This is a genomic window from Desulfovibrio piger ATCC 29098, assembly GCF_000156375.1.
Taxonomy (GTDB): Bacteria; Desulfobacterota; Desulfovibrionia; order Desulfovibrionales; family Desulfovibrionaceae; genus Desulfovibrio; species Desulfovibrio piger.
Genome location: NZ_DS996354.1, coordinates 38,768 through 59,532, shown reverse-complemented (window position 1 = coordinate 59,532; position 20,765 = coordinate 38,768). Strand labels below are relative to the sequence as shown.

The following is a 20,765-nucleotide window of genomic DNA, read 5'->3' as shown; positions in this document are numbered from 1 at the left end:
GGTTGCATCATGGCTTTTCCTTCTTTGTCCATTGGAGACCTGACCGCTAAAATGCCCATCGTCCAAGGCGGCATGGGTGTTGGCATTTCCCTTTCCGGCCTCGCCTCTGCTGTTGCCAATCAGGGCGGCATCGGCGTCATCGCCGGAGCCATGATCGGGATGAAAGAACCCGATGTGGCCAAGAACCCCATCGAAGCCAACCTGCGCGCCCTGCGCCAGGAGCTGATCAAGGCCCGTGAAAAGACCCAGGGCATCATCGGCGTCAACATCATGGTGGCGCTGACCACCTTCAGCCAGATGGTGCGCACGGCCATCGAAAATCGTGCCGACATCATCTTTTCCGGTGCCGGTCTGCCCCTGGAGATGCCCAAGCATCTCCTGCAGGCCTGCGAAGAGAAAAAGGAAGAGTTCAAGACCAAGCTGGTCCCCATCGTCTCTTCCGCCCGCGCGGCGACCCTGATCGCCCGCAAGTGGCTCTCCCGTTTCGATTACCTGCCTGACGCCTTCGTGGTGGAAGGCCCCAAGGCCGGCGGTCATCTCGGCTTCAAGCGTGAAGAGATCAACGACCCGAACTTCGCCCTGGAAGTCCTGGTCCCCCAGGTGGTCGAGGCCGCCAAGCGCCTTGAAGACCAGAAAGGCCGCGCCGTGCCCGTCATCGCCGCCGGCGGCATCTACACCGGCGAAGACATCAAAAAATTCCTCGACCTCGGCGCTTCCGGCGTCCAGATGGGGACCCGCTTCGTGGCCACCAAGGAATGTGATGCCGATGAGCGCTTCAAACAGAGCTATATCTCTGCCCGGGAAGAAGACATCACCATCATCAAGAGCCCGGTGGGCATGCCCGGCCGCGCCCTGCAAAACGACTTTATCGAGGCTGCCCGCCAGGGCAACAAAAAACCCTTCAAATGCGTCTTCCACTGCGTACATACCTGCGACCAGGAAAAGACGCCCTACTGCATCGCCCAGGCCCTCATCAGCGCCATGAAAGGCAACCTGGAGCGCGGCTTCGCCTTCTGCGGTGCCAACGTGGCCAGGGTCAACAGCATCGTCTCCGTCAAGGAACTGATGGAATCCCTGCAGCAGGAATTCGACCAGACCATCAGCAAGGGCAAGCAGACCCTGCAAGGTCTGCTGAAGTAAACCCCGTCACATCTGCCATCCCGGGGCCGGCCCTGCCGGCCCCTTTTTTTGCCCCTGGAGGACCATGGACGACACCCTTCCCCTGGTGGACAGCGCCACGCTGTCCGATGCTGAAAAAAAACGCCTGCGGAACAGCCATCCCCTGTACGGACGCATGAACGGCGAAGTGATCTGGGTGGCCTATGAAGAACTGGGCTATGATGCCGAGACCTGCGCCACGGCCATGGATGCCGAGCTGGATCTGCGCCACCGTACCGTCAGCCTCATGGCCACGCTGGAACAGTGCCCTGATGCCTGCTGCGTGCTGGAACTGCCGGAGGCCCCTTGCGCTTCCTGCACCGCCTGCCCGGATCTGGAGCACCTTTCCATCGACGCCATGACACCGCAGTGGCGGCAGTGGCTGCCCCCCTATGCCATCGGCTGCCGGGTCCATGCCCGCCTGCTGTCACACAAGGACGCCCGACAGGCGGGGTGCTCCCCCGTCAAAGGAGACGATCTGCCCCGGCGCGGGATGCTCTGCCCGTGCCTGACGCCCCAAAAGTAGCCCGCAGCAAAGAAATTTGGGCTTTTCCCGGAAAAAGGCTTGCCTTTTTGGCAAAGCTTGGGTAAAGGAACTGCTTGCGCGGCCATGCTGGATGCATGGCTCATTGCCTGCGCAATGCGCGGCCGCTGTTACCCGGCTTTGCCGCATAAACGATACACACAGTTTTCTGCATATACGGAGGACATCATGAGCAAAGAATGCGATTTCTGCGGCAAAAAGCCCCAGGTCGGCAATCTTGTCAGCCATTCCAACATCAAGACCAAGCGTCGCTTCAACCCCAACCTGCAGCGCGTGCGTCATCAGTTCGCTGACGGCACCGTGCGCACCCTGACCGTGTGCACCCGCTGCCTGCGTTCCGGTGTGGTGACCAAGCCCGCCGCCCGCGCCAAGCAGGACTAACTTGTTTTTTGCCCGCAAAGCCCCGGTTGCATCTGCAATCGGGGCTTTTTTGCTATGAAGCCCCGCCTTCTGCGTCTGCCCGCCCCTTTTGCGGGATACTGGCACGTCCAGCGTCGCCCGCGTCCCCTGCCGTCCCACTGGCGTTCCCTCACCGGCGCCGAGGGCATCAGCTCCTACGGCCAGCGCCAGGAAATGATCCTTGTGCTCAGCGCCTGCGGTCTTCCCCACCAGCTCTGGCGCTTCCGCCAAAAAGAATACATCTATGTCCCTGCCCTGCTGGAAGATCTGGCCCGGCAGGAATTGCAGCACTTCCATGCGGAAAAGCAGCGCCCCCCGGCCCCCCGGGGCCTGCCGCCCGCGCTCCATGCCTGCTGCTGGCTGGCCGCCCTGCCCCTGCTACTGCTCGTTTTTTGGCACGGCTTACGTTGCGGCTGGTGGCCGCTGCCCGACGGGCTGCCCCTTCCGGTGAGCTGGGAACAGGCCGGAGCGCTGGACAATGTCCGTCTGCGCATCTACGGCGAATGGCATCGCCTGTTCACGGCCCTTACCCTCCATGCCGACGCGGCCCATCTGACGGGCAATGTCCTGCTGGGCGGCATCATGCTGCCCCTGCTGGCCCGGCTGACGGGGCCGGGGCGGGCCCTGCTGCTGACGGTGCTGGGCGGCGGGCTCGGCAATCTACTCACTGTGGTGCTGCGTCGGGAATTCGTCCTCAGCCTGGGCTTTTCCACGGCTGTCTTCGCAGCTATCGGGGCCCTGGCCGGCTATATGGTCCTGCATCATGAAAGCAAGCGCTATCTGCCGCTGGCGGCCGGTGTGGGCATCCTGGCCATGTGGGGCATGGGAGAAGGGAACGTGGACTACCTGGCCCACATCTGCGGTCTGGCGGCCGGAACGGCTCTCGGTTTTGGAGAGGCCCTGCGTACCAGACGCGGCTGGCCGGCCCTGCCGCAATGGCTGTCCGCCCTGCTGGCTCTGGCAGTGCCCGCGCTAGCCTGGATGCGGGCTTTCCATGGATGACGGACTCGGGATATTCCGGCGCTGGCCCAACGGCGATGACCGAAAAAAAGCTGCGTCCGCATGGTGATGCCATGCACGACGCAGCTTTTTTATGCAAAATGAGGAAAGAACTGTGCCGAGGGATCCCGGCAGCACCTAAAAGATGTCCAGCCTGGTCACGGCCAGAAAGCTCCAGACCGCCACGAACATCCCCACGAGGCAGGCGTATGCCCGGCGTGTGCGCAGGGAAAGGATGCCGCCCACCATACTAGCCGCAAACAGCATGGGCCAGCTCATCTGCCCTTCAAAAAGGAAGATCGCGTCCCCCAGCAGCTCACAGGCCAGCCACAAGACCACATAGCACAGCATGTAGAGCGAGAACTGCCAACCGGCACGCACCACGGCCCCCAGTGCCACGGCCTGCCCCGGCGTACAGCCGCGACCGGAAGAGAACGATGCCGTGACCAGATCCACCAGCGGATTGAGCGCCACCCGCTGGTAACGTTCCGCGTAGCTGGCGCCATAGGCCGCGAATACCGCGAACATCAGGGGCGCAAGGAATTGATGGGCCTCAGACCAGCCCGGGATGATGGACAGGGGGAAAAGCAGCAGGAAGGCCAGCGTCCCGAAGGGCGGGACCACACTGCCCAGGGCGATGACGTCGAGCCAGAGCAGCTCCACCACGATCCCCAGCGAGAGCGCGGGTTGCCACTGGCCGGAGATGGCGCCCAGCAGCAGGGCCCAGAACAGGGGCCTGTCAGCCAGCCTGAAGACAAAGGAAGAACGGGCTATCCCCGCGAGGACAAAAAAAAGCGTAGTGCACGCCCAGCCAGAGGGCATCAGAGAAGCTGCTCATAAGCATCCCGGATTTTGTCGGAAGGCACACAACGGAAATCCAGCTCCACCTGCTGCTGCAGCATGGCCCGCAGGTCTTCCCTGTCCTGTTCGGAGAGGGCCACATGCGGGAAGATCTGGATCTTGCCCGGTGCGTAATGCAGATTGCCGATATTGAGGGCCCGGATGGCGACGCCGCTTTCCAGGGCCCTGCGGGCATCCTGACAGTCGGCAAAAAGGACAAGGCTGCTCTCGCCGCAACAGGCCAGCGTCTCGAGCAGGGCATCCACCGGCACAAAGTGGATGGCCACCTGTTCCGGTACCGCCAGAGAGACGATCTGCTGCTGCAGAAGGTCCGCGGACATGGCGTCATTGGCAACTATCAGGTGCCGGGCGGCCACATAGGGCAACCAGCCTTCGATGACCTGCCCGTGCACCAGACGGTTGTCCACTCTGAACCAGAGCATACGGATCAATCGCCTGTTTTTTCTTTGTTCCGGGAACGCAGCATGCTGCCGGCCACGACGATGCCCTTGGTACCGGCCTCTCCGGCCAGCTTGGCCAGCTCGGCCAGGGGCTTTTCGCGACAGGTGAAGACCTTGAGCAGCATGGGCAGGTTGACGCCGGTGACGACTTCCACATTATGGCTCCCCAGCAGGGAGAGGGCCAGGTTGGTGGGGGTGCCGCCGAACATGTCGGTGAGGATGATGACCCCTGCGCCCTTGTCCAGCCGCTGGGCGGCATCATCCAGACGGCGCACGGTCTCGGGCACTTCCTGGGCGATGTCCACGCTGATGGAGGTGCAGTCGCTCAGGGTACCAAGGATGAACTCCGCCGTGCGCAACATGGCAGAGCCATAGTCGGCATGGGCGACAACGATGATGCCGACCTGGGTGGAAGATTGCTGTTCCGACATGACATACCTCGCGCTGGAACTGAAATTTCTGCAAAATGCAGCACGTAAGGCCAAGAGTGCCAGCTTTCCTAGCCAAGTTCAAGGTGCCTGTGCTCGATACTGGCCGGATAATCCGCCTGGCGCAGCATCTGGAACAGGGCCTCGGCCGTGGCGACGGAACGGTGGCGGCCACCGGTACAGCCCACGGCTATGGCCACCCGGTAGCGGCCTTCCGCTTCCATCTGCGGCAGCATGAAGCGCACCAGGTCGAAAAGCTTCTTCTCGAATTCCTGCGCGGCCTCGGAGGCAAAGACATAGTCACGGACGGCCTTGTCCTTGCCGCTGAGGGGACGCAATTTTTCTACGAAATAGGGATTGGGCAAAAAGCGCAGGTCAAAGACGAAATCCGCCTCGCGCGGGACACCATATTTGAAGCCGAACGAGATGACGTTGACCCGGATGGCCCGCAACTTGCCCGACGTCCTGCTCCAGCGCTTCTGGATGGCGCGGCGCAGGTCATGGATGGAAAAGCGGCTGGTATCGATGACCAGATCCGCCATCTCGCGCACAGGAGCCAGGCGCGTGCGTTCCTCGCGCAGGGCATCCTCAAGGCCCATGCCTTCACGCTCTAGCGGATGGGGCCGGCGGGTGGTGGCATAGCGGCGCATGAGCTCCTGCGCCCCGGCTTCCAGAAAAAGCAGCACGGGCCGGACGCCGTGCTCGGAAAGCTGGGCAAGGGCCACGTTGAGCTCTTCCAGAAAATCCTGCTGGCGCATGTCCATGCCCAGGGCCATGCCCCGAAACCGTTCCATGGATCCGCGCCGCATCATCTCCACCATCTCGACGGCCAGCCCGGCGGGCAATCCGTCCACAGTGAAATAGCGCAGGTCTTCAAAGACCCGTAGCGCCGTACTTTTACCGGCCCCCGAAAGGCCGGTGACTATACAGACCTGGACAGGCGCCGCCGCGCCCTCGGATGGTGTCTGGCTCATGGCAATCTCGAAGGGGCCCCCTTGCGGGGGCCCCGAAGTCTTTACAGGACAGGGTCGATGACGGCATAGCCGCCGATGCGGCGGCGGTACACCACATTGACGCGGTCGGTCTCGGCATTGATGAAGACCAGGAACTCGCTGCCGATGGATTCCAGCTGCATCAGGGCTTCATCCAGATGCAGGGGCTTGGGCGCGAAGCGCTCGGTGCCCACCACGGTGGGTTCCTCATCGGGATCGGCTTCCAGGTTGTAGGTGAAGACGTCCACGTTGGCGTTGCGGGCCTGACGGCGCTGTTCCTTGACGCGCGAGACGTGCTTCTTGATCTGGGCCTCGACCTTGTCCACCACAAGGTCGATGGCAGCGTACATATCGGACGACTGCTCGGAAGCGCTCAGGTGCAGCCCCTCGCCGGCGATGGTCACTTCACAGCGATGCCGGAACTTGTCCACAGTAAGCACAACACCGACTTCCAGTCCGGAAGCCTTGCCAAAAAAGCGTCCCATCTTTTCCATACGGCGACGGGCATACTTCTTCAGATGATCGGAGGCCTCGAAGTTCTTGAAAGTGAAAGCAATGTTCATAGAACCTCCCGTGGTGCAGGAATCAGAAATGTTCCTTGCGCTTTGAGGATGAGGGGATGTTCAGCGCCGTGCGGTACTTGGCCACCGTGCGCCGTGCGATATTGACCTTCAACTGTTCCTTGAGCAGCTCGCCGAGCCGCTCGTCGCTCAGGGGCGATTTGGGATCTTCGCCAGCGATGAACTTTTTGATCAGTGCCTTGACGCTCTCTGAGCCTACCTGACTTCCATCGTCCAGTTCAAGCCCGCTGTTGAAGAAAAATTTGAGTTCGAAGATGCCGTGCGGCGTCGCCACATACTTGTTGGTGGTGATGCGGCTGACCGTGGACTCATGCATCCCGATATCGTCGGCGATATCCTTGAGGATGAGCGGTGCGAGCTTGGTGACGCCGTCACGGAAAAAGGGCTGCTGATGTTTGACGATGCTCTCCACCACTTTATACAGCGTCCGCTGCCGCTGGTACAGACTGCGGATGAGCCAGGAGGCGGAACGTACTTTTTCCGAAACGTAGTCCTTCTCTTTTTCATTACAGGAGGGAACGCCATCACGCAACATGCTGGAGAGCTGCAGATGCGGCAAACCATCTTCATTGAGCAGGATGACGAATTCGTCGCCGACGCTGTACACGAAGACGTCAGGACTCACATAGGTGGGCTCGCTGCCGTCGAAGCTGGCCCCGGGCAGGGGCTCCAGGGACTGGATGATGTCCAGGTACTCGCGCAGGCCTTCCATATCCAGCTTGAACTTGCGCAGCAGGGGCTTGTAGCGGTGGGCCTCCAGATCTTCCAGATGCGACTGCACCAGCTCCAGCAGGATGGGATCACGGTCGTAGCGCAGGTTCTTCAGCTGCACCAGCAGGCATTCGCGGGCATCCCGGGCCGCCACGCCCACGGGGTCGAAAAGCTGCACGCGTTCCAGCACGGTCTGGACGGCCTCCGGCGTGGTGGACGCCATCTCGGCGATCTCTTCCACACTGGCGCGCAGATAGCCCGACGAGCCCAGATTGCCGATGATGATCTCGCCGATCTCCTTCTGCTCGTCCGTCAGGGTCGAAAGATGCAGCTGCCAGAGCAGATGCCCTTCCAGCGTGGGTTTGGCCGAATAGCGGGCCTCCAGGGGAGAGATCTCTTCCGCGATCTCCAGTTCCCGCCCCTGCGAAGTGCGCGGCGTGCTGGCGAATTCGCCGAGGTATTCCTCCCAGTCGGCATTGCGGGAAAGATCCTCGTCATAGACTTCGTCCTGGGGCTTCTCGTGCCGCGACTCTTCCTGATCCTGCGGAGCCACGGGCTCATTGGCCGGGGCCTCTTCCAGGAAGGGGTTTTCCAGCAGCTCCTGCTGGACGGTCTCCAGAAGTTCGACACGAGAAAGCTGCAACAGCTTGATGGCCTGCTGCAGCTGGGGGGTCATGACCAGCTGCTGCGACAATTTGAGTTGTTGACGAAGTTCCAATGCCATGGGGTGCTATCCTGTCAGTAAAAATTTTCTACGTTTCAAATACCATGCCACATGCTGCACCAATAGGCAAGGGAGGCTGGCCTGAGAGCACAAAAAAGGGAATATTTCAAGTCATTGCATAAAAAAAGGACGCCCCGCGCCAGCGGAGCGTCCTGAACGGCTTTTCTTGCACAAAAGCCCTATTTCTTGTGATTGTTCTTGGCGGCCTTGATGAATTCGCGGAACAGGGGATGCGCCGCCATGGGACGGGACTTGAATTCGGGGTGGAACTGGCAGCCCAGGAACCAGGGATGGTCGGGCAGTTCCACGATCTCCATCAGGGAGCCGTCGGGAGCGGTACCGCTGAAGACCATGCCCTTTTCTTCCAGCAGATCCTTGAAGGCATTGTTGAACTCGTAGCGGTGACGGTGACGTTCTTCCACCAGTTCCTTGCCGTAGGCTTCAAAGGCACGGGTATCGGGGATGATCTTGCAGGGATAGGCGCCCAGACGCATGGTGCCGCCCTTGTCGCTCTCGGCATCGCGCTTTTCCAGGTTCTTGGTGCGGAAGTCGAACCATTCGGTCATCAGGTAGATGACCTTGTGGGCGCTCAGGGGATCGAATTCCTCGGAGTTGGCGTCTTCCAGACCGGCCACGTGGCGGGCGAACTCGATGACCGCGCACTGCATGCCCAGGCAGATGCCGAAGAAGGGGATGCGGTTCTCACGGGCATAGCGGATGGCGGCGATCTTGCCTTCCACGCCGCGGTAACCGAAGCCGCCGGGCACCAGGATGCCGTCGCAGCCGGCAAAGGTGGCGGCCACGTTGCTGTCGTCCACGTTCTCGGAATTGACGTAGCGCAGGTTCACGGAAACGCGGTTGGCCACGCCGCCGTGGATCAGGGCTTCATGCAGGCTCTTGTAGGCTTCCTTCAGGTCCACATACTTGCCCACGATGGCGATGGTCACGCTGCCCTGGGGATTGGCACAGTCGTAGACCAGCTTTTTCCAGTCTTCCAGATGGGCGTTGCGCGCGGGCAGGCGCAGCATGATGGCCACTTTCTGGTCGAAGCCTTCTTCGTAGAAGCGCAGGGGCACTTCATAGATGTTGCCCACGTCCACGGAGGAGAACACGGCGTCCTGATCCACGTTGCAGAACAGGGCGATCTTGCGGCGCATCTCTTCGGGGATGCTGTGCTCGCAGCGGCAGAGGATGATGTCGGGCTGGATGCCGATGGAAAGCAGTTCCTTGACGCTGTGCTGGGTGGGCTTGGTCTTGTGCTCACCGGCGGCCTTGAGGTAGGGCACCAGCGTCAGGTGGATGTTCAGGCAGTTGTCGCGGCCCAGCTCGGACTTGAGCTGACGGATGGCTTCCAGGAAGGGCAGGCCTTCGATGTCGCCCACGGTGCCGCCGATTTCGATGATGGCCACGTCAGGGGCGTTGTCCCCCTCGGCTAGGGAAAGCACGGTGCGCTTGATCTCGTCGGTGATGTGGGGGATCACCTGCACGGTGCCGCCCAGGTAGTCGCCCCGGCGTTCCTTGGCGATCACGTGGTTGTAGATGGCACCGGAAGTGGTGTTGTTCTTGCGCGACATGGGCACGTTGAGGTAACGCTCGTAGTGGCCCAAGTCCAGGTCGGTCTCGGCCCCGTCATCGGTCACGAACACTTCGCCGTGCTGGAAGGGATTCATGGTGCCGGGGTCAACATTGATATACGGATCCAGCTTTTGGATGGTGACGGAAAGTCCCCGGGTCTGCAACAGGGCGCCCAGCGAAGCCGCGGCAAGGCCCTTGCCCAGGGAAGACAACACACCGCCCGTAACAAAAATGAACTTGGTTTTCATGAACTCCTACCTTTTGATGACATACAGCGGACCGTGGTCCGGACCGCATGTGCTGCGCCCGGGCAAACCGCCCTTGCGCAATCGGGAGGTTTTACACCAATCCGAATCATTTTACCAGCATTGACTATTATAAACTTTGCAGGTAGTCTCTTTTTCCATTTCTATAGTGGCCCTTTGTGGCTACCGCTTGCAAGGAGGCTTCTGCCGCATGGGCACAGTCAATACTCTCGTCATCACCGGCTATGGCACCAATTCCCATCTCGAAACCGCCCACGCCGCCCGTCTCGCGGGTGCCGACCGCGCTGACGTCGTGCATTTTTCCGACATCGTGGCCGCCAAAGTCCGCCTGAGCGATTACCACTTCCTCGTGTTCCCCGGCGGGTTCCTGGATGGTGACGACCTGGGCGCCGCCCAGGCTGCCAGCATGCGCTGGCGCTATCTGAAGGACAGCACGGGCACTCCCCTGCTCCAGTCCCTGACCGAATTCATCAATGACGGCAAGCTGATCCTGGGCATCTGCAACGGCTTCCAGCTGCTGGTCAAGCTGGGCGTGCTGCCCGCTCTGGACAACAACCGTTTCGAACGCCAGGTCTCCCTGAGCCACAACGACTCCGCCCGTTACGAAGACCGCTGGGTGCATCTGCTGCCCAACCCCAAGAGCCCCTGCGTCTTCACCAAGGACCTGCCCATGATGGCCATGCCCGTGCGCCACGGCGAAGGCAAGCTCATCGCCCGCGACGACGCCACCCTGCAGCGCCTGGCCGATGAGAACCTCATCGCCCTGCAGTACGCCGATCCCGAGACCGGCAAGGCGACCATGGAATATCCGCTCAACCCCAACGGTTCCAGCCTGGCCATCGCCGGCCTGACGGATCCCAGCGGGCGCGTGCTGGGCCTCATGCCCCACCCCGAAGCGTTCCACCATGTGACCAACTATCCCACCTGGACCCGCGGCTCCATCGACGTGCCCCCGGCCACCCAGCTGTTCTCCAACGCCGTGCGCTACCTGCGCGCCCTTTAATATAAGGAAGAGAGGGCGACTTCCCGCTTGACAGCGGGCTCAGGGCCAGCTAGATTCTTTGAACCATTTTGCTGGTTACGGCCCCAGTGGTCGCAGACACAGGTGTCGATCATTTGCAGCGAGCCTGCCGCCCTTTGCTTTTGAAAGCACTTTTCTGGTTTCAGGGAAGTGCTTTTTTACTGTGAGGGATCGATATGCATATAGCAGAGATCATTACCATCATAGAACAGATGGCCCCCCTGCAGGGCGCCGCGTCCTGGGACGCCTCGGGCCTGCAGGTGGCCGCGCACAGGACCGACGCCACGCGTCTGGCTGTCTGCCTCGATCCGAGCCCGGCTTCCATCACGGCCGCGCTCGAACTCGGCGCGCAGTGCATCCTCAGCCATCATCCGCTGGCGCTCAAACCTTCGCTGCCCAACCGCATCGACCATTACCATGAAGTCCTGCGCCTGCTGCTGACCAGCGATGTGCCGCTCTACGCCGCGCATACCTCGCTGGATGTCAACAGCGACGGCCCGGCGTCCTGGCTGGCCCGCGAGCTGCATCTGGACAATCTAGCCGTGCTGGAGCCCACCGGCCCCGGCACGGGGGAACTGCCGCACGGCTTCGGCCTGGCCGGCGATCTGGCCGAACCTGTGGACCTGCCGCAGCTGGCCGGCATGCTGGCAGCGCACATCGACCTGAGCACCGCCACCGTCAGCGGCCCCTGCCCGGAAAACATCCGGCGTGTGGCCTACTGCACCGGTTCGGGATCCTCCTTGCTGGAGGAGGCCCGCGCCGCGGGTGCCGACATTTTCATCACCGGCGACGTCAAATACCATACGGCGCTGGATACGCAACTTTGTCTTTTCGACGTGGGCCATCACAGCCTGGAAGAAGAAATGATGCGGCGTGCCGCCATCCACCTGCAGCACGCCTGCCCGATGCTCGAAGTCGTCTTCGTGCCTTCGGCCTCTCCTTTCCAGCCTGTCCATCCCCGCGTTCTTTAGGAGGAACCTCATGAGCACCGCTGTCTATCTTGACCAGATCCGCCAGCTTGTCGAGCTGCAGAAAGTGGACGACGCCATCTTTGCCGTGCGTCAGGAACTGGAATCCGCTCCCCGCCAGCTGGACGAGCTGCAGGCCAAATTCGATGCCAGCAACGCCCAGCGCGAACGCATCGTGGAAAAGCTGACCCACCTGCAGGAACAGCAGAAGCGCCTCGCCATGGAGATCGACGACGACTCCGCCCGCATCAAGAAGAGCAAGAACAAGCTCATGCAGGTGGAGAACACGCGCGAATACCATGCCATGATGCGCGAAATGGACAGCATGGAAAAGATCAACCGCTCCCGTGAGGAAGAAAAGATGACCCTCATGGAAGAGGTGCAGCGCCAGAACGAAGCCCTGGCCGAACTGGACCTGACCCACGGTGCCCTCCAGGCCGAACTGGAAGTGCGCCGCGACGGCCTGGAAGAAAAGATCCAGCTGGCCCAGGTCAAGCTGGCCGAACTGGAAGAAAAGCGCCAGCATGCCGCCAGCGTCATCCCCCAGCCCGTCTTCGTGCGTTACGAATTCATCCGCAAGCGTCTTGAGCATCCCGTCATCGTCGGTGTGCGCGAAGGCATCTGCTCCGGCTGCCACATCGCCATCCCGCCGCAGTCCTTCATCGAGCTGCAGCGCGGCCAGCAGATCCTGAGCTGTCCCAACTGCCAGCGCCTGATCTTCTGGAACGAACACTTCCCGGATATGGAACTGCAGGCCGCTCCGGCCAAACCCAAGACTCTGGTGGACTAAAAATCAACAGGCAGGAGTCGGACAGATCGCCGCTGCGGGCATTGGCCCGGAGAGGAAAGTCCGGGCTCCACAGGGCAGGACGCTGGATAACGTCCAGGAAGGGCGACCTTCGGACAGCGCCACAGAAAGCAAACCGCCCGGCCGGTCCCGTACCGGCCGGGTAAGGGTGAAACGGTGGAGTAAGAGACCACCAGATGCCGTGGTGACACGGCATGCTCGGCATACCCCGTCTGGAGCAAGGCCAAATAGGGAAGGAGGCTGGCCCGGCCATACCTTCCGGGTAGGCTGCTTGAGAGGGCAGGTAACTGCTCTTCTAGAGGAATGGCGATCGCGCGCCCCGGCGCGAACAGAACCCGGCTTATCGTTCGACTCCTGCCTGTTTTTTTGCGAGTACAGCATGACACGAATTCCCGTCCGTCCCTGGGCCCTCGTTCTGGCCGCAGGACAGGGCAAGCGCCTGTCCGCCGCTACAGGCGGCTATTCCAAACAGTTCCTGCTCTGGAAAGGGGTTCCCCTTTACTGGCATTCAGCCCGCACTCTGGCCCGTTCCGGGGCCGTGGCGGGCCTTGTTTTTGTCTTTCCCCAGGATTGTCTGGAAGAAGAAGGGCAGCGCCTGGCCCAGCTTGTCCGCGACGAGGATCCCGGCATCCCCTGGCTGGCCGTGGCCGGCGGGGCGGAACGGCAGGACTCCGTGCGCCACGGACTGGCCGCCTTGCCCAAGGAAGCCACGCACGTGCTGGTGCACGACAGCGCGCGCCCCTTCATGAGCGCGGCCCTGGTCCACCGCATTTGTGATGCGCTCGCCGCAGGGGCTGTGGCCGTCATCCCGGGCCTTGCCGTCACGGACACCATAAAGGTCGTCTGCGACGATCTTGTGACGGATACGCCGCCCCGTGCCCGGCTGCGTGCCGTGCAGACCCCCCAGGGCTTTGCCCTGCCTCCCCTGCTGGCCGCCCACCATGCCGCCCGGCAGGAAAGTGCCGCCGGACGCGCGGCCACGGACGATGCGGCCCTGATGGAAGCCAACGGGCACCCCGTGCTGGTGGTGCCGGGCGAAGCCGCCAATATCAAGATCACCCATCCCGAGGACCTTGCCTTGCTGGAAGAACGCTCCCCCGTCATACCGGTGCCGCGCGTGGGCATGGGCTATGACGTCCATCGTTACGGCAGCGGCCGCCCCATGAAGCTGGGCGGCATCATCATCCCCAATGCTCCCGAGGTCATCGCCCATTCCGACGGCGACGTCCTGCTCCATGCCCTGATGGATGCCCTGCTGGGCTGTGCGGCCCTGGGCGACATCGGCCGCCTTTTCCCTGACGCGGACGCCCGTTTCGACAATATTTCCTCTGCCGTCCTCCTGGACGACGTGCTGGAACGCTTCCGGGATGCCGGTCTGACCCTCTGCCACGTGGATCTGACCGTCGTGGCCCAGACCCCCAAGCTGGCTCCCCATCGTGAAGAGATCCGCAAGAACGTGGCCCGCCTGCTGGGCCTGGGCACGGATTCGGTCAACATCAAGGCCACCACGGAAGAAAAGCTGGGCTTTACCGGTGCCTGTGAAGGCATCAAGGCCTATGCCGTGGCCACGGCGTTCCAGCTTCCCCCTCACACGCGCAACACCAAGGAAATGGCATGACCCCCGAGCTGCACCGTCCCTGGTTCTCCCATTACGAACCGTCCGTTCCCCGTACCGTCACCGTCTTCGACCAGCCCCTGTACAGCCTGCTGGATGAGGCCGCCGCGCGCTACCCCAAGCGTCCGGCCCTGATCTTCCAGAACACCCGCATGAGCTACAAGGCCCTGCATGAGGCCGCGGAACGCTTTGCCGGTGCCCTGCGCCGTGCGGGCATCCAGCCGGGCCAGCGCGTGGCCGTCATGCTGCCCAACCTGCCCCAGACCATGATCGCCTTCTGGGGCGTGGTCAAATGCGGGGCCGTGGCCGTGATGGTCAACCCCCTCTACATGGAACGGGAGCTGCTCCAGAACCTCAATGACGCCGGTGCCGAATGCCTTGTCCTGCTGGACATGCTCTGGCCCCGCGTGGCGCCGTTGCGTGACCGTCTGCCCATCAAGACCTATGTGGTCACCGGTATCGCCGACGCCCTCTCCTTCCCGCTGAACCTCATCTACCGTTTCACCAAGGGCCGCCAGAAGGCCGTCCCCATCCCCTATGATGACACGGTCATCGCCTGGAAGGACTTCAGCAAGGGCGCCCAGCCCCTGAGCGAACCCATCGCCGACCCGCAGAACACGCCCGCGCTGCTGCAATATACCGGCGGCACCACCGGCATCCCCAAGGGCGTGGCCCTGACCCACAGCAATCTGGGCACCAACTGCCGCCAGATCCTGAGCATCATCCAGGAGACCGCCGAGACGGAGCACCGCTTCGTGGGCCTGCTGCCCTTCTTCCACGTCTACGGTCTGACCACGGGCCTGACCATCCCGGCCGCCCTGGCCGCCACGGTGCTGCCCCTGCCCCGCTATGTACCCCAGGACGTGCTGCACCTTATCGGCAAGCACCGTCCCACGGTCTTCCCCGGTGCGCCCGCGGTCTACAGCTCGCTGCTGCAGCAGAAGACCCTGGGGCAGTACGACCTGACCTGCATCAAGCTCTGCATCTCGGGCTCCGCTCCCCTGCCCCGTGATACCTTCCGCCGCTTCCAGGAGCTGACCGGCGCCATCATCCTTGAAGGCTACGGCCTGACGGAAGCCTCGCCCATCACCCACATCAATCCCCGCGAGGACAGCAAGCAGAAGGAAGGCTCCATCGGCATGCCCCTGCCCGGCACCGATGCCCGCATCGTGGACAGCGAGAGCGGCACCGCCCCCCTGCCTGTGGGCAAGCTGGGGGAACTGGTCATCCGCGGGCCCCAGGTCATGCAGGGCTACTGGCACCTGCCCGACGAGACCGCCAGCGCCCTGCGCAACGGCTGGCTCTATACCGGCGACCTGGCCGTCATGGACGAGGAAGGTTACTTCTTCATCATGGACCGCAAGAAGGACATGGTCATCGTGGGCGGCTACAACGTCTATCCGCGTGAAGTGGACGAAGTCCTGCTGGAGCATCCCGACGTGCTGGAAGGCGTGAGCGTCGGCATCCCCGACGGTGTGCGCGGCGAGGCCCTCAAGGCCTATATCGTGCCCCGTCCCGGCGTGGAACTGACCAAGGCCGACATCGTGGGCTGGTGTCGCCAGCGTCTGGCCTCCTACAAGGTGCCCCGCCTGGTGGAATTCCGCGAGGAACTGCCCAAGACCATCGTGGGCAAGGTCCTGCGTCGTGCCCTGCGTGAAGAAGAGATGGCCAAGCAGGCCAAGAAAGCAGCCCGCCATGCCGCCCGGCAGGACGGTGCCGCGACCGCCAAGGAGGACTGATGCGACTCCTGGTCCAACGTGTCCTTGAAGCGGCCGTCACTGTGGACGGACAGACCACCGGGGCCATCGGCAAGGGCCTGCTGGTCATGACCGGTTTTGGTGATGAGGACGGCCCGGACTTCCACCACAGCCCTGTTTTCGAAGGCATGGCGCGCAAGCTGCTGGATCTGCGCATCTTCCCCGGCGAAGGAGACCGCTGCGACAAGTTCGACCGCTCCGCCCGGGATCACGGGGCCGATGTCCTGCTGGTGCCGCAGTTCACGCTGTATGCCGACTGCCGCAAGGGCCGCCGTCCTTCCTTCTCCCATGCCGGCGATCCTGCCTGGTCCCGCGAGATGTTCGACCGTTTCGCCCAAAAAGTCAGCGAGGAAAGCGGCCGTCCCGTACCTACGGGCGTGTTCGGCGCGGACATGCGCGTCTACCTCGTCAACTGGGGCCCCGTGACCATCTGGCTGGACTCCCGCGAGGTGCTGCCGCATCTGTATCTTTAAGACGGCAAGGGATCCCTCTTCCTCGCGTGAAGGGGCCTCCCCCAGGGCCATACGCTCTTGCCGCCTGTGAGGTCTGCGACGAACGGGTACAGCCCTGCCGCCCTCTTCCCAATACGCTTTCCCCAAAGCCATAAAAAAGGACAGCCGTACGGCTGTCCTTTTTTATGGCCTTCCATCCATCGGCTACTGCCAGCAAAAAAGAAGGAAAGAGAAAAAACAAAAAACCTGACCAGCACAGGCCAGGCTCAACATTTTTTCGGGGGACCATCAGAACAGGCTGCCTTGCCGCAAGCAGCCATCCGTCATCCTCCATAGCAAAGCGCGTTTGGGAGGGATGAGGGGAGCTTGAGGGGGGAAGGGGACCTTTTGTGCGCCAGCCAAAAGGTCCCCTTCCCCCCTCAAAATATATCCATCCCGCAGCCTAGTCCCGTGCATCCAGCGCGCACAGGGCCAGGCGGGCGGCCTCCTGTTCGGCCTTCTTGCAACTGCTGCCGCTGGCCGTGAACTGCTGCCCCGAAGGCAGGGAGACCTGCACGGTGAAGTGCCGGGCGTGTTCCGGGCCTTCACAGGCCAGGGTCGTATAGACGGGGCGGTCGTGGAAAAGGGCCACCGAGCGTTCCTGCAAACTGGTCTTGAAATCCTTGGTCTTGGGCTTGCCCACGCTGACCTCGTCCAGCAATGTCCCGAAGATGCGGGCCACGACCTTCTGGGCCGCGGCATAGCCGCCATCTTCGTACACGGAGGCCAGCACGGCTTCGAACACGTCGCTGAGCACGGCGTCACGGCTGCGACCGCCCTGCTGTTCCTCGCCGCGCCCCAGACGCAACAGCTGGTCGATGCCCGTTTCCCGGGCCCGCTGGGCCAGGCTGGTGGTGCCCACCAGCTGGGAGCGCACACGGGTCATGTCGCCTTCGCGGGCCTGCGGGAAGCGCGTGAACAGCTCCCACGAGATGCACAGTTCAAGGACGGCATCGCCCAGGAACTCCAGACGCTCGTTGTGCGCCTGCCCCAGTCCGTGTTCATTGGCCCACGAGCTGTGGGTCAGGGCCAGGGCCACCCGTTCTGGGCGTGAAAAATGATAGTCCAGGATCCGTTCGATACGTTCCAGATCCGCCGCCGAGATGCTGAGGTCGAGTTTCTTGCTGTGTTCCATGCGCAGCAGTCTAGTCACTTCGGGGCGCAAGGCAACAGAAATTTTCTTGACACCCGGCCTTTCAGCGCCTACCTATTTGGAGCAAAATTCAGAGACTTCCGCATGTCCGGCCGTCATACGGCCCCATGCTGCGAGGAGACATTATGGCTTACGATATCCGCCTCATGAAGCTGGTGACCGGTGAGATGGTCATCGGCAAGTACGACGCCGAAAAGGACTGCCTCAACGAAGTGGCCAGCCTGCAGAGCATCCCCACCCAGCAGGGCATGCAGATGATGCTCCTGCCCTACGGCTATCCTTTCGAACCCAACTTCACCGGCACCTTGGAAGGCCGTCACTTCCTGTACCGCTACGCCGACACCCCCAAGGAACTGCAGGACAAGTACATCGAAGCCTGCACCAACCTCACCGTGGCCGGCGGCCTGGGCAAGCTGAGCTTCGGTCCCTCCGTGCAGACCGGCAGCGGCCTCATCAAGTAGCCCGTTTTCCATCAGGTTTCCGGGGCGGCATCTGCCGCCCTTTTTTGTATCCAGACAACAGGGATGTTTATGCGCGCACTGCTCCCCATTCTGCCCCGCCCCAGCCGCTACGCCGGTATCGAAGAGGGCGCCTGCCACAAAGACCCTGCCCAGGTTCGCCTGCGTGTGGGCCTGGCCTTTCCCGATACCTATGAAGTCGGCATGTCCTATCTGGGACAGAAGATCCTTTACGGTATCGTCAACAGCCACGAACACTGGTGGGCCGAACGGGTCATGGCCCCGGAACGAGAAGCAGGCGACATCCTGCGGCAACACGGCTGTCCGCTGGGCACGCTGGAATCCGGCACGCCGCTGCGCGACCTGCACTGCCTTTCCTTCTCCATCACCCATGAGCTGTGCTACACCAACGTGCTCTACATGCTGGAGCTGGGCAACATCCCCCTGCGCACGGCCGACAGGCCTCAGGATCTGCGCCAGTGCCCGCTGGTCATCGCCGGTGGCGGCGCCCTGCTGAGCGCCGAGCCGCTGGCCCCCTTTATCGACCTGATGGTGCTGGGCGACGGCGAAGAGTCCCTGCCCGACGTGCTGCGCCTGCTGGAACAGGCTCTGGATGAAGGCTGGACGCGTGACCGCTGCCTGGAGGAGGCCCGCCACATCCCCGGCGTCTACATCCCGTCGTTTTTCACGCCTGATGCGGAAGGCCGTCTGCAGCCCCGTTTTGCCGACCATGCCCGACCCTCGCGCCGCATCGTGGCCGACTTCGACAAGGTGGCCTACCCCACCAGCCAGGTGGTGCCCATCGGCGCGGTGCACAACCGCCTGTCGCTGGAGATCGCCCGCGGCTGTACGCGCGGTTGCCGCTTCTGCCATGCGGGCATGGTCTACCGTCCCGTGCGTGAGCGTTCGCTGGACACCATCACCGGCCTGCTGGACGACTGCCTGAAAAAAACGGGCTTCGACGAGATCTCCTTCCTTTCGCTGAGCACGGGCGACTTTTCCGCGCTCAAGACCCTGAGCCACGGCGTGCTGGGCCGCTGCGCCCAGGAACAGATCAGCCTTTCGCTGCCGTCGTTGCGCGTGGGCTCCATCGACGACGAGATCATGCAGCGCATGTCCGGCCTGCGCCGCACGGGCTGTACCCTGGCCCCCGAAGCGGGCAGCCAGCGCCTGCGCGACGTCATCAACAAGGGCGTCACCGAAGAACAGGTGCTGCTGCATGTGCAGAAGCTGCTGGAATACGGCTGGCGTCAGGTCAAACTCTATTTCATGATCGGCCTGCCCACCGAGACCGACGAGGACCTCAAAGCCATCGCCGATCTCTGCCGCAAGGTGCGCGATGCCGCGGGCAAGGGTAACCCCCGCCTGCAGGTCACGGCTGCGCTCTCGCCCTTCGTGCCCAAGCCCTTCACGCCCTTCCAGTGGGTGGAACAGATCAGCCAGGAAGAGATCCAGCGCCGTGTGCAGGTGGTGCGCAACGAATTCAAGGGCCAGAAATTCCTCAAGCTGCGCTGGCACGAACCGGCCATGAGCCATCTGGAGGGCATCCTTTCCCGCGCTGACCGCCGTCTGGCCGATGTGGTGGAAAAGGTCTACCGCAAGGGTGGTATCTTCACCAGCTGGATCGAAGGTTTCGATCTGGCCCCCTGGCTGGAAGCCCTGGAAGAATGCGGCCTGACCGCCGACGAGTTCACCCGGGCCCGCAGCATGGACGAATACCTGCCCTGGGAACATCTGGAGGCCGGCATCTCGCCCGAATTCCTGCGCCGCGAATACGAGCGCGCCCTGGCGGGAAAGGTCACGGAAGACTGCCGTTACCATGCCTGCCGCCAGTGCGGTGCCTGCGATACCAAGGCCGAGCCTTCGCGCATGCCCCACGCCAGCCTGGGCGAGGACGGCCAGCCGCTGGAACACCACAACCGTCTGGTCTTCCCCCAGCGTGACCAGCAGGCCCACCAGCCCGCCCGTGACGAGGAAGGCCGCATCATCTGCCGCACCCACGAGAACAAACCGCCGCAGATCGCGCCGGAACTGGCCGTCAAGGCCGTCCAGTACCGCATCTGGCATACCAAGACCGGCGGCAGCTCCTACCTCAGCCAGCTGGAGCTCCAGGCCATCCTCGACCGCGCGCTGCGCCGTGCCGACCTGCCCATGGCCTTCTCGCAGGGCTTCCATCCCATGCCGCTGATGTCCTTTGGCCGGGCCCTGCCGGTGGGCATGGAAAGCCGGGCCGAATGGTTCGCCATCACTCTGCGCACGTCCATGTCCGCCGCCGAGGTCCATACCCGTCTGGCCGCGGCCCTGCCCACAGGCATGGCCGTCATCCGCGTGGAAGAGGTGGACAAGAGCCGCCGCACGGAACAGTCCGTGGCCGAGACCTTCCGCCTGCGTACCGGCAGCATCGACGGTGAAGGCCTTTCGCTGGAGGCCGTACGTGATTGCTTCGCGGCCTTTGCCGCCCAGGAGAGCGTCATGCTGACCCGCGAGACCAAGAAGGGCCCGCGTACCAGCGACATCCGCCGCCACCTGCTGCGCTGGAAGGAACTGGAGGACGGCAGCCTGGAATTCAGCCTGGACTGGAGCGACGGTTACCTCTCTCCCCTGCTGCTCTGCACCAGCATCTGTGCTTCGCTGGGCGATGAGTCCCGCCTGCGGGCGCTGCTGCGCCTGAGCAAGACGGCCCAGCATTTCGCGGACGGCCAGGTCTGCCCGTAACGAATCATTCCAGGGCCTTCCGCGGATGGATGCCCATCCGGCTGCGGAAGGCCTTTTTTTGCGGCTCTGCGCCGGCCGTGCCGTCGTGCCGGAAAGCATGC

The 20,765-nt window shown here is 62.8% G+C and carries 20 protein-coding genes and 1 other RNA gene; 13 read left to right on the top strand and 8 right to left on the bottom strand.

The window, feature by feature from the left end; translation table 11 throughout:
- The first annotated feature begins 9 nt into the window (after positions 1-9).
- The 4 genes from DESPIG_RS02360 (at position 10) to DESPIG_RS02345 (ending at position 3,103) form a co-directional block, all read left to right on the top strand.
- Positions 10-1,140 carry an NAD(P)H-dependent flavin oxidoreductase gene (locus DESPIG_RS02360; RefSeq protein ID WP_006004587.1) on the top strand — a complete coding sequence of 377 codons (1,131 nt, stop codon included), beginning with the start codon at positions 10-12 and terminating at the stop codon, positions 1,138-1,140.
- Between the two features lie 64 nt (positions 1,141-1,204).
- A complete protein-coding gene (locus tag DESPIG_RS02355) occupies positions 1,205-1,684 on the top strand; it encodes a hypothetical protein (RefSeq protein WP_006004585.1) in 480 nt (159 codons plus the stop codon).
- A 186-nt stretch (positions 1,685-1,870) separates the two neighbouring features.
- Positions 1,871-2,083: a 50S ribosomal protein L28 gene (rpmB, locus tag DESPIG_RS02350; protein WP_040369119.1), complete on the top strand. Its 213-nt coding sequence runs from the start codon at positions 1,871-1,873 to the stop codon at positions 2,081-2,083.
- Between the two features lie 54 nt (positions 2,084-2,137).
- Positions 2,138-3,103 carry a rhomboid family intramembrane serine protease gene (locus tag DESPIG_RS02345; protein WP_006004581.1) on the top strand — a complete coding sequence of 322 codons (966 nt, stop codon included), beginning with the start codon at positions 2,138-2,140 and terminating at the stop codon, positions 3,101-3,103.
- A gap of 135 nt (positions 3,104-3,238) precedes the next feature.
- Here DESPIG_RS02345 and DESPIG_RS02340 read toward each other — a convergent pair whose 3' ends face one another.
- The 7 genes from DESPIG_RS02340 to DESPIG_RS02310 all read right to left on the bottom strand — a co-directional run bounded on the left by DESPIG_RS02340 (position 3,239) and on the right by DESPIG_RS02310 (position 9,660).
- Positions 3,239-3,922: a PTS sugar transporter subunit IIC gene (locus DESPIG_RS02340; protein WP_006004579.1), complete on the bottom strand. Its 684-nt coding sequence runs from the start codon at positions 3,920-3,922 to the stop codon at positions 3,239-3,241.
- Entirely contained in the window at positions 3,922-4,383 is a 462-nt protein-coding gene (locus DESPIG_RS02335) for a PTS sugar transporter subunit IIB (protein WP_006004578.1), read from the bottom strand. The genes DESPIG_RS02340 and DESPIG_RS02335 overlap by 1 nt, the downstream gene beginning before the upstream one ends.
- A gap of 5 nt (positions 4,384-4,388) precedes the next feature.
- A complete protein-coding gene (locus DESPIG_RS02330) occupies positions 4,389-4,832 on the bottom strand; it encodes a PTS sugar transporter subunit IIA (RefSeq protein WP_006004575.1) in 444 nt (147 codons plus the stop codon).
- 68 nt (positions 4,833-4,900) lie between these two features.
- Positions 4,901-5,803, bottom strand: a complete 903-nt coding sequence (gene rapZ, locus DESPIG_RS02325) for an RNase adapter RapZ (protein WP_006004574.1) — start codon at positions 5,801-5,803, stop codon at positions 4,901-4,903.
- Positions 5,804-5,844: 41 nt separating this feature from the next.
- Positions 5,845-6,384, bottom strand: coding sequence for a ribosome hibernation-promoting factor, HPF/YfiA family (gene hpf / locus DESPIG_RS02320; protein ID WP_006004573.1), 540 nt, complete (start codon positions 6,382-6,384; stop codon positions 5,845-5,847).
- A 22-nt stretch (positions 6,385-6,406) separates the two neighbouring features.
- The gene (rpoN, locus tag DESPIG_RS02315; RefSeq protein ID WP_006004571.1) at positions 6,407-7,837 is read right to left on the bottom strand and encodes an RNA polymerase factor sigma-54; all 1,431 of its coding nucleotides are present in this window, start codon (positions 7,835-7,837) and stop codon (positions 6,407-6,409) included.
- A gap of 179 nt (positions 7,838-8,016) precedes the next feature.
- Positions 8,017-9,660, bottom strand: a complete 1,644-nt coding sequence (locus tag DESPIG_RS02310; protein ID WP_006004567.1) for a CTP synthase — start codon at positions 9,658-9,660, stop codon at positions 8,017-8,019.
- Between the two features lie 208 nt (positions 9,661-9,868).
- On the opposite strand from DESPIG_RS02310, the gene DESPIG_RS02305 reads away from it, so the two are divergent.
- The 7 genes from DESPIG_RS02305 to dtd all read left to right on the top strand — a co-directional run bounded on the left by DESPIG_RS02305 (position 9,869) and on the right by dtd (position 16,320).
- Entirely contained in the window at positions 9,869-10,681 is an 813-nt protein-coding gene (locus tag DESPIG_RS02305) for a phosphoribosylformylglycinamidine synthase subunit PurQ (RefSeq protein ID WP_006004563.1), read from the top strand.
- A gap of 194 nt (positions 10,682-10,875) precedes the next feature.
- On the top strand, positions 10,876-11,670 hold the full coding sequence (locus DESPIG_RS02300; RefSeq protein ID WP_006004560.1) for a Nif3-like dinuclear metal center hexameric protein: 795 nt from the start codon (positions 10,876-10,878) through the stop codon (positions 11,668-11,670).
- Positions 11,671-11,680: 10 nt separating this feature from the next.
- The gene (locus tag DESPIG_RS02295) at positions 11,681-12,457 is read left to right on the top strand and encodes a zinc ribbon domain-containing protein (protein ID WP_006004558.1); all 777 of its coding nucleotides are present in this window, start codon (positions 11,681-11,683) and stop codon (positions 12,455-12,457) included.
- Between the two features lie 13 nt (positions 12,458-12,470).
- An RNA gene (gene rnpB / locus DESPIG_RS12715) (RNase P RNA component class A) lies at positions 12,471-12,834 on the top strand.
- 20 nt (positions 12,835-12,854) lie between these two features.
- Positions 12,855-14,093: a 2-C-methyl-D-erythritol 2,4-cyclodiphosphate synthase gene (gene ispF / locus DESPIG_RS13540; RefSeq protein WP_006004556.1), complete on the top strand. Its 1,239-nt coding sequence runs from the start codon at positions 12,855-12,857 to the stop codon at positions 14,091-14,093.
- A complete protein-coding gene (locus tag DESPIG_RS02285) occupies positions 14,090-15,829 on the top strand; it encodes a long-chain-fatty-acid--CoA ligase (protein WP_006004555.1) in 1,740 nt (579 codons plus the stop codon). Before ispF ends, DESPIG_RS02285 begins: the two co-directional genes overlap by 4 nt.
- Positions 15,829-16,320 carry a D-aminoacyl-tRNA deacylase gene (dtd, locus tag DESPIG_RS02280; protein ID WP_006004552.1) on the top strand — a complete coding sequence of 164 codons (492 nt, stop codon included), beginning with the start codon at positions 15,829-15,831 and terminating at the stop codon, positions 16,318-16,320. Before DESPIG_RS02285 ends, dtd begins: the two co-directional genes overlap by 1 nt.
- 421 nt (positions 16,321-16,741) lie before the next feature.
- Here dtd and rnc read toward each other — a convergent pair whose 3' ends face one another.
- Positions 16,742-17,473: a ribonuclease III gene (rnc, locus tag DESPIG_RS02275; protein ID WP_006004550.1), complete on the bottom strand. Its 732-nt coding sequence runs from the start codon at positions 17,471-17,473 to the stop codon at positions 16,742-16,744.
- A gap of 143 nt (positions 17,474-17,616) precedes the next feature.
- Between rnc and DESPIG_RS02270 the strand changes: the two genes are divergently transcribed.
- Together DESPIG_RS02270 and DESPIG_RS02265 are read left to right on the top strand one after the other, a co-directional pair.
- A complete protein-coding gene (locus DESPIG_RS02270; RefSeq protein ID WP_040369116.1) occupies positions 17,617-17,952 on the top strand; it encodes a hypothetical protein in 336 nt (111 codons plus the stop codon).
- 69 nt (positions 17,953-18,021) lie between these two features.
- Entirely contained in the window at positions 18,022-20,664 is a 2,643-nt protein-coding gene (locus DESPIG_RS02265) for a TIGR03960 family B12-binding radical SAM protein (RefSeq protein WP_040369115.1), read from the top strand.
- The last annotated feature ends 101 nt before the right edge of the window (positions 20,665-20,765 follow it).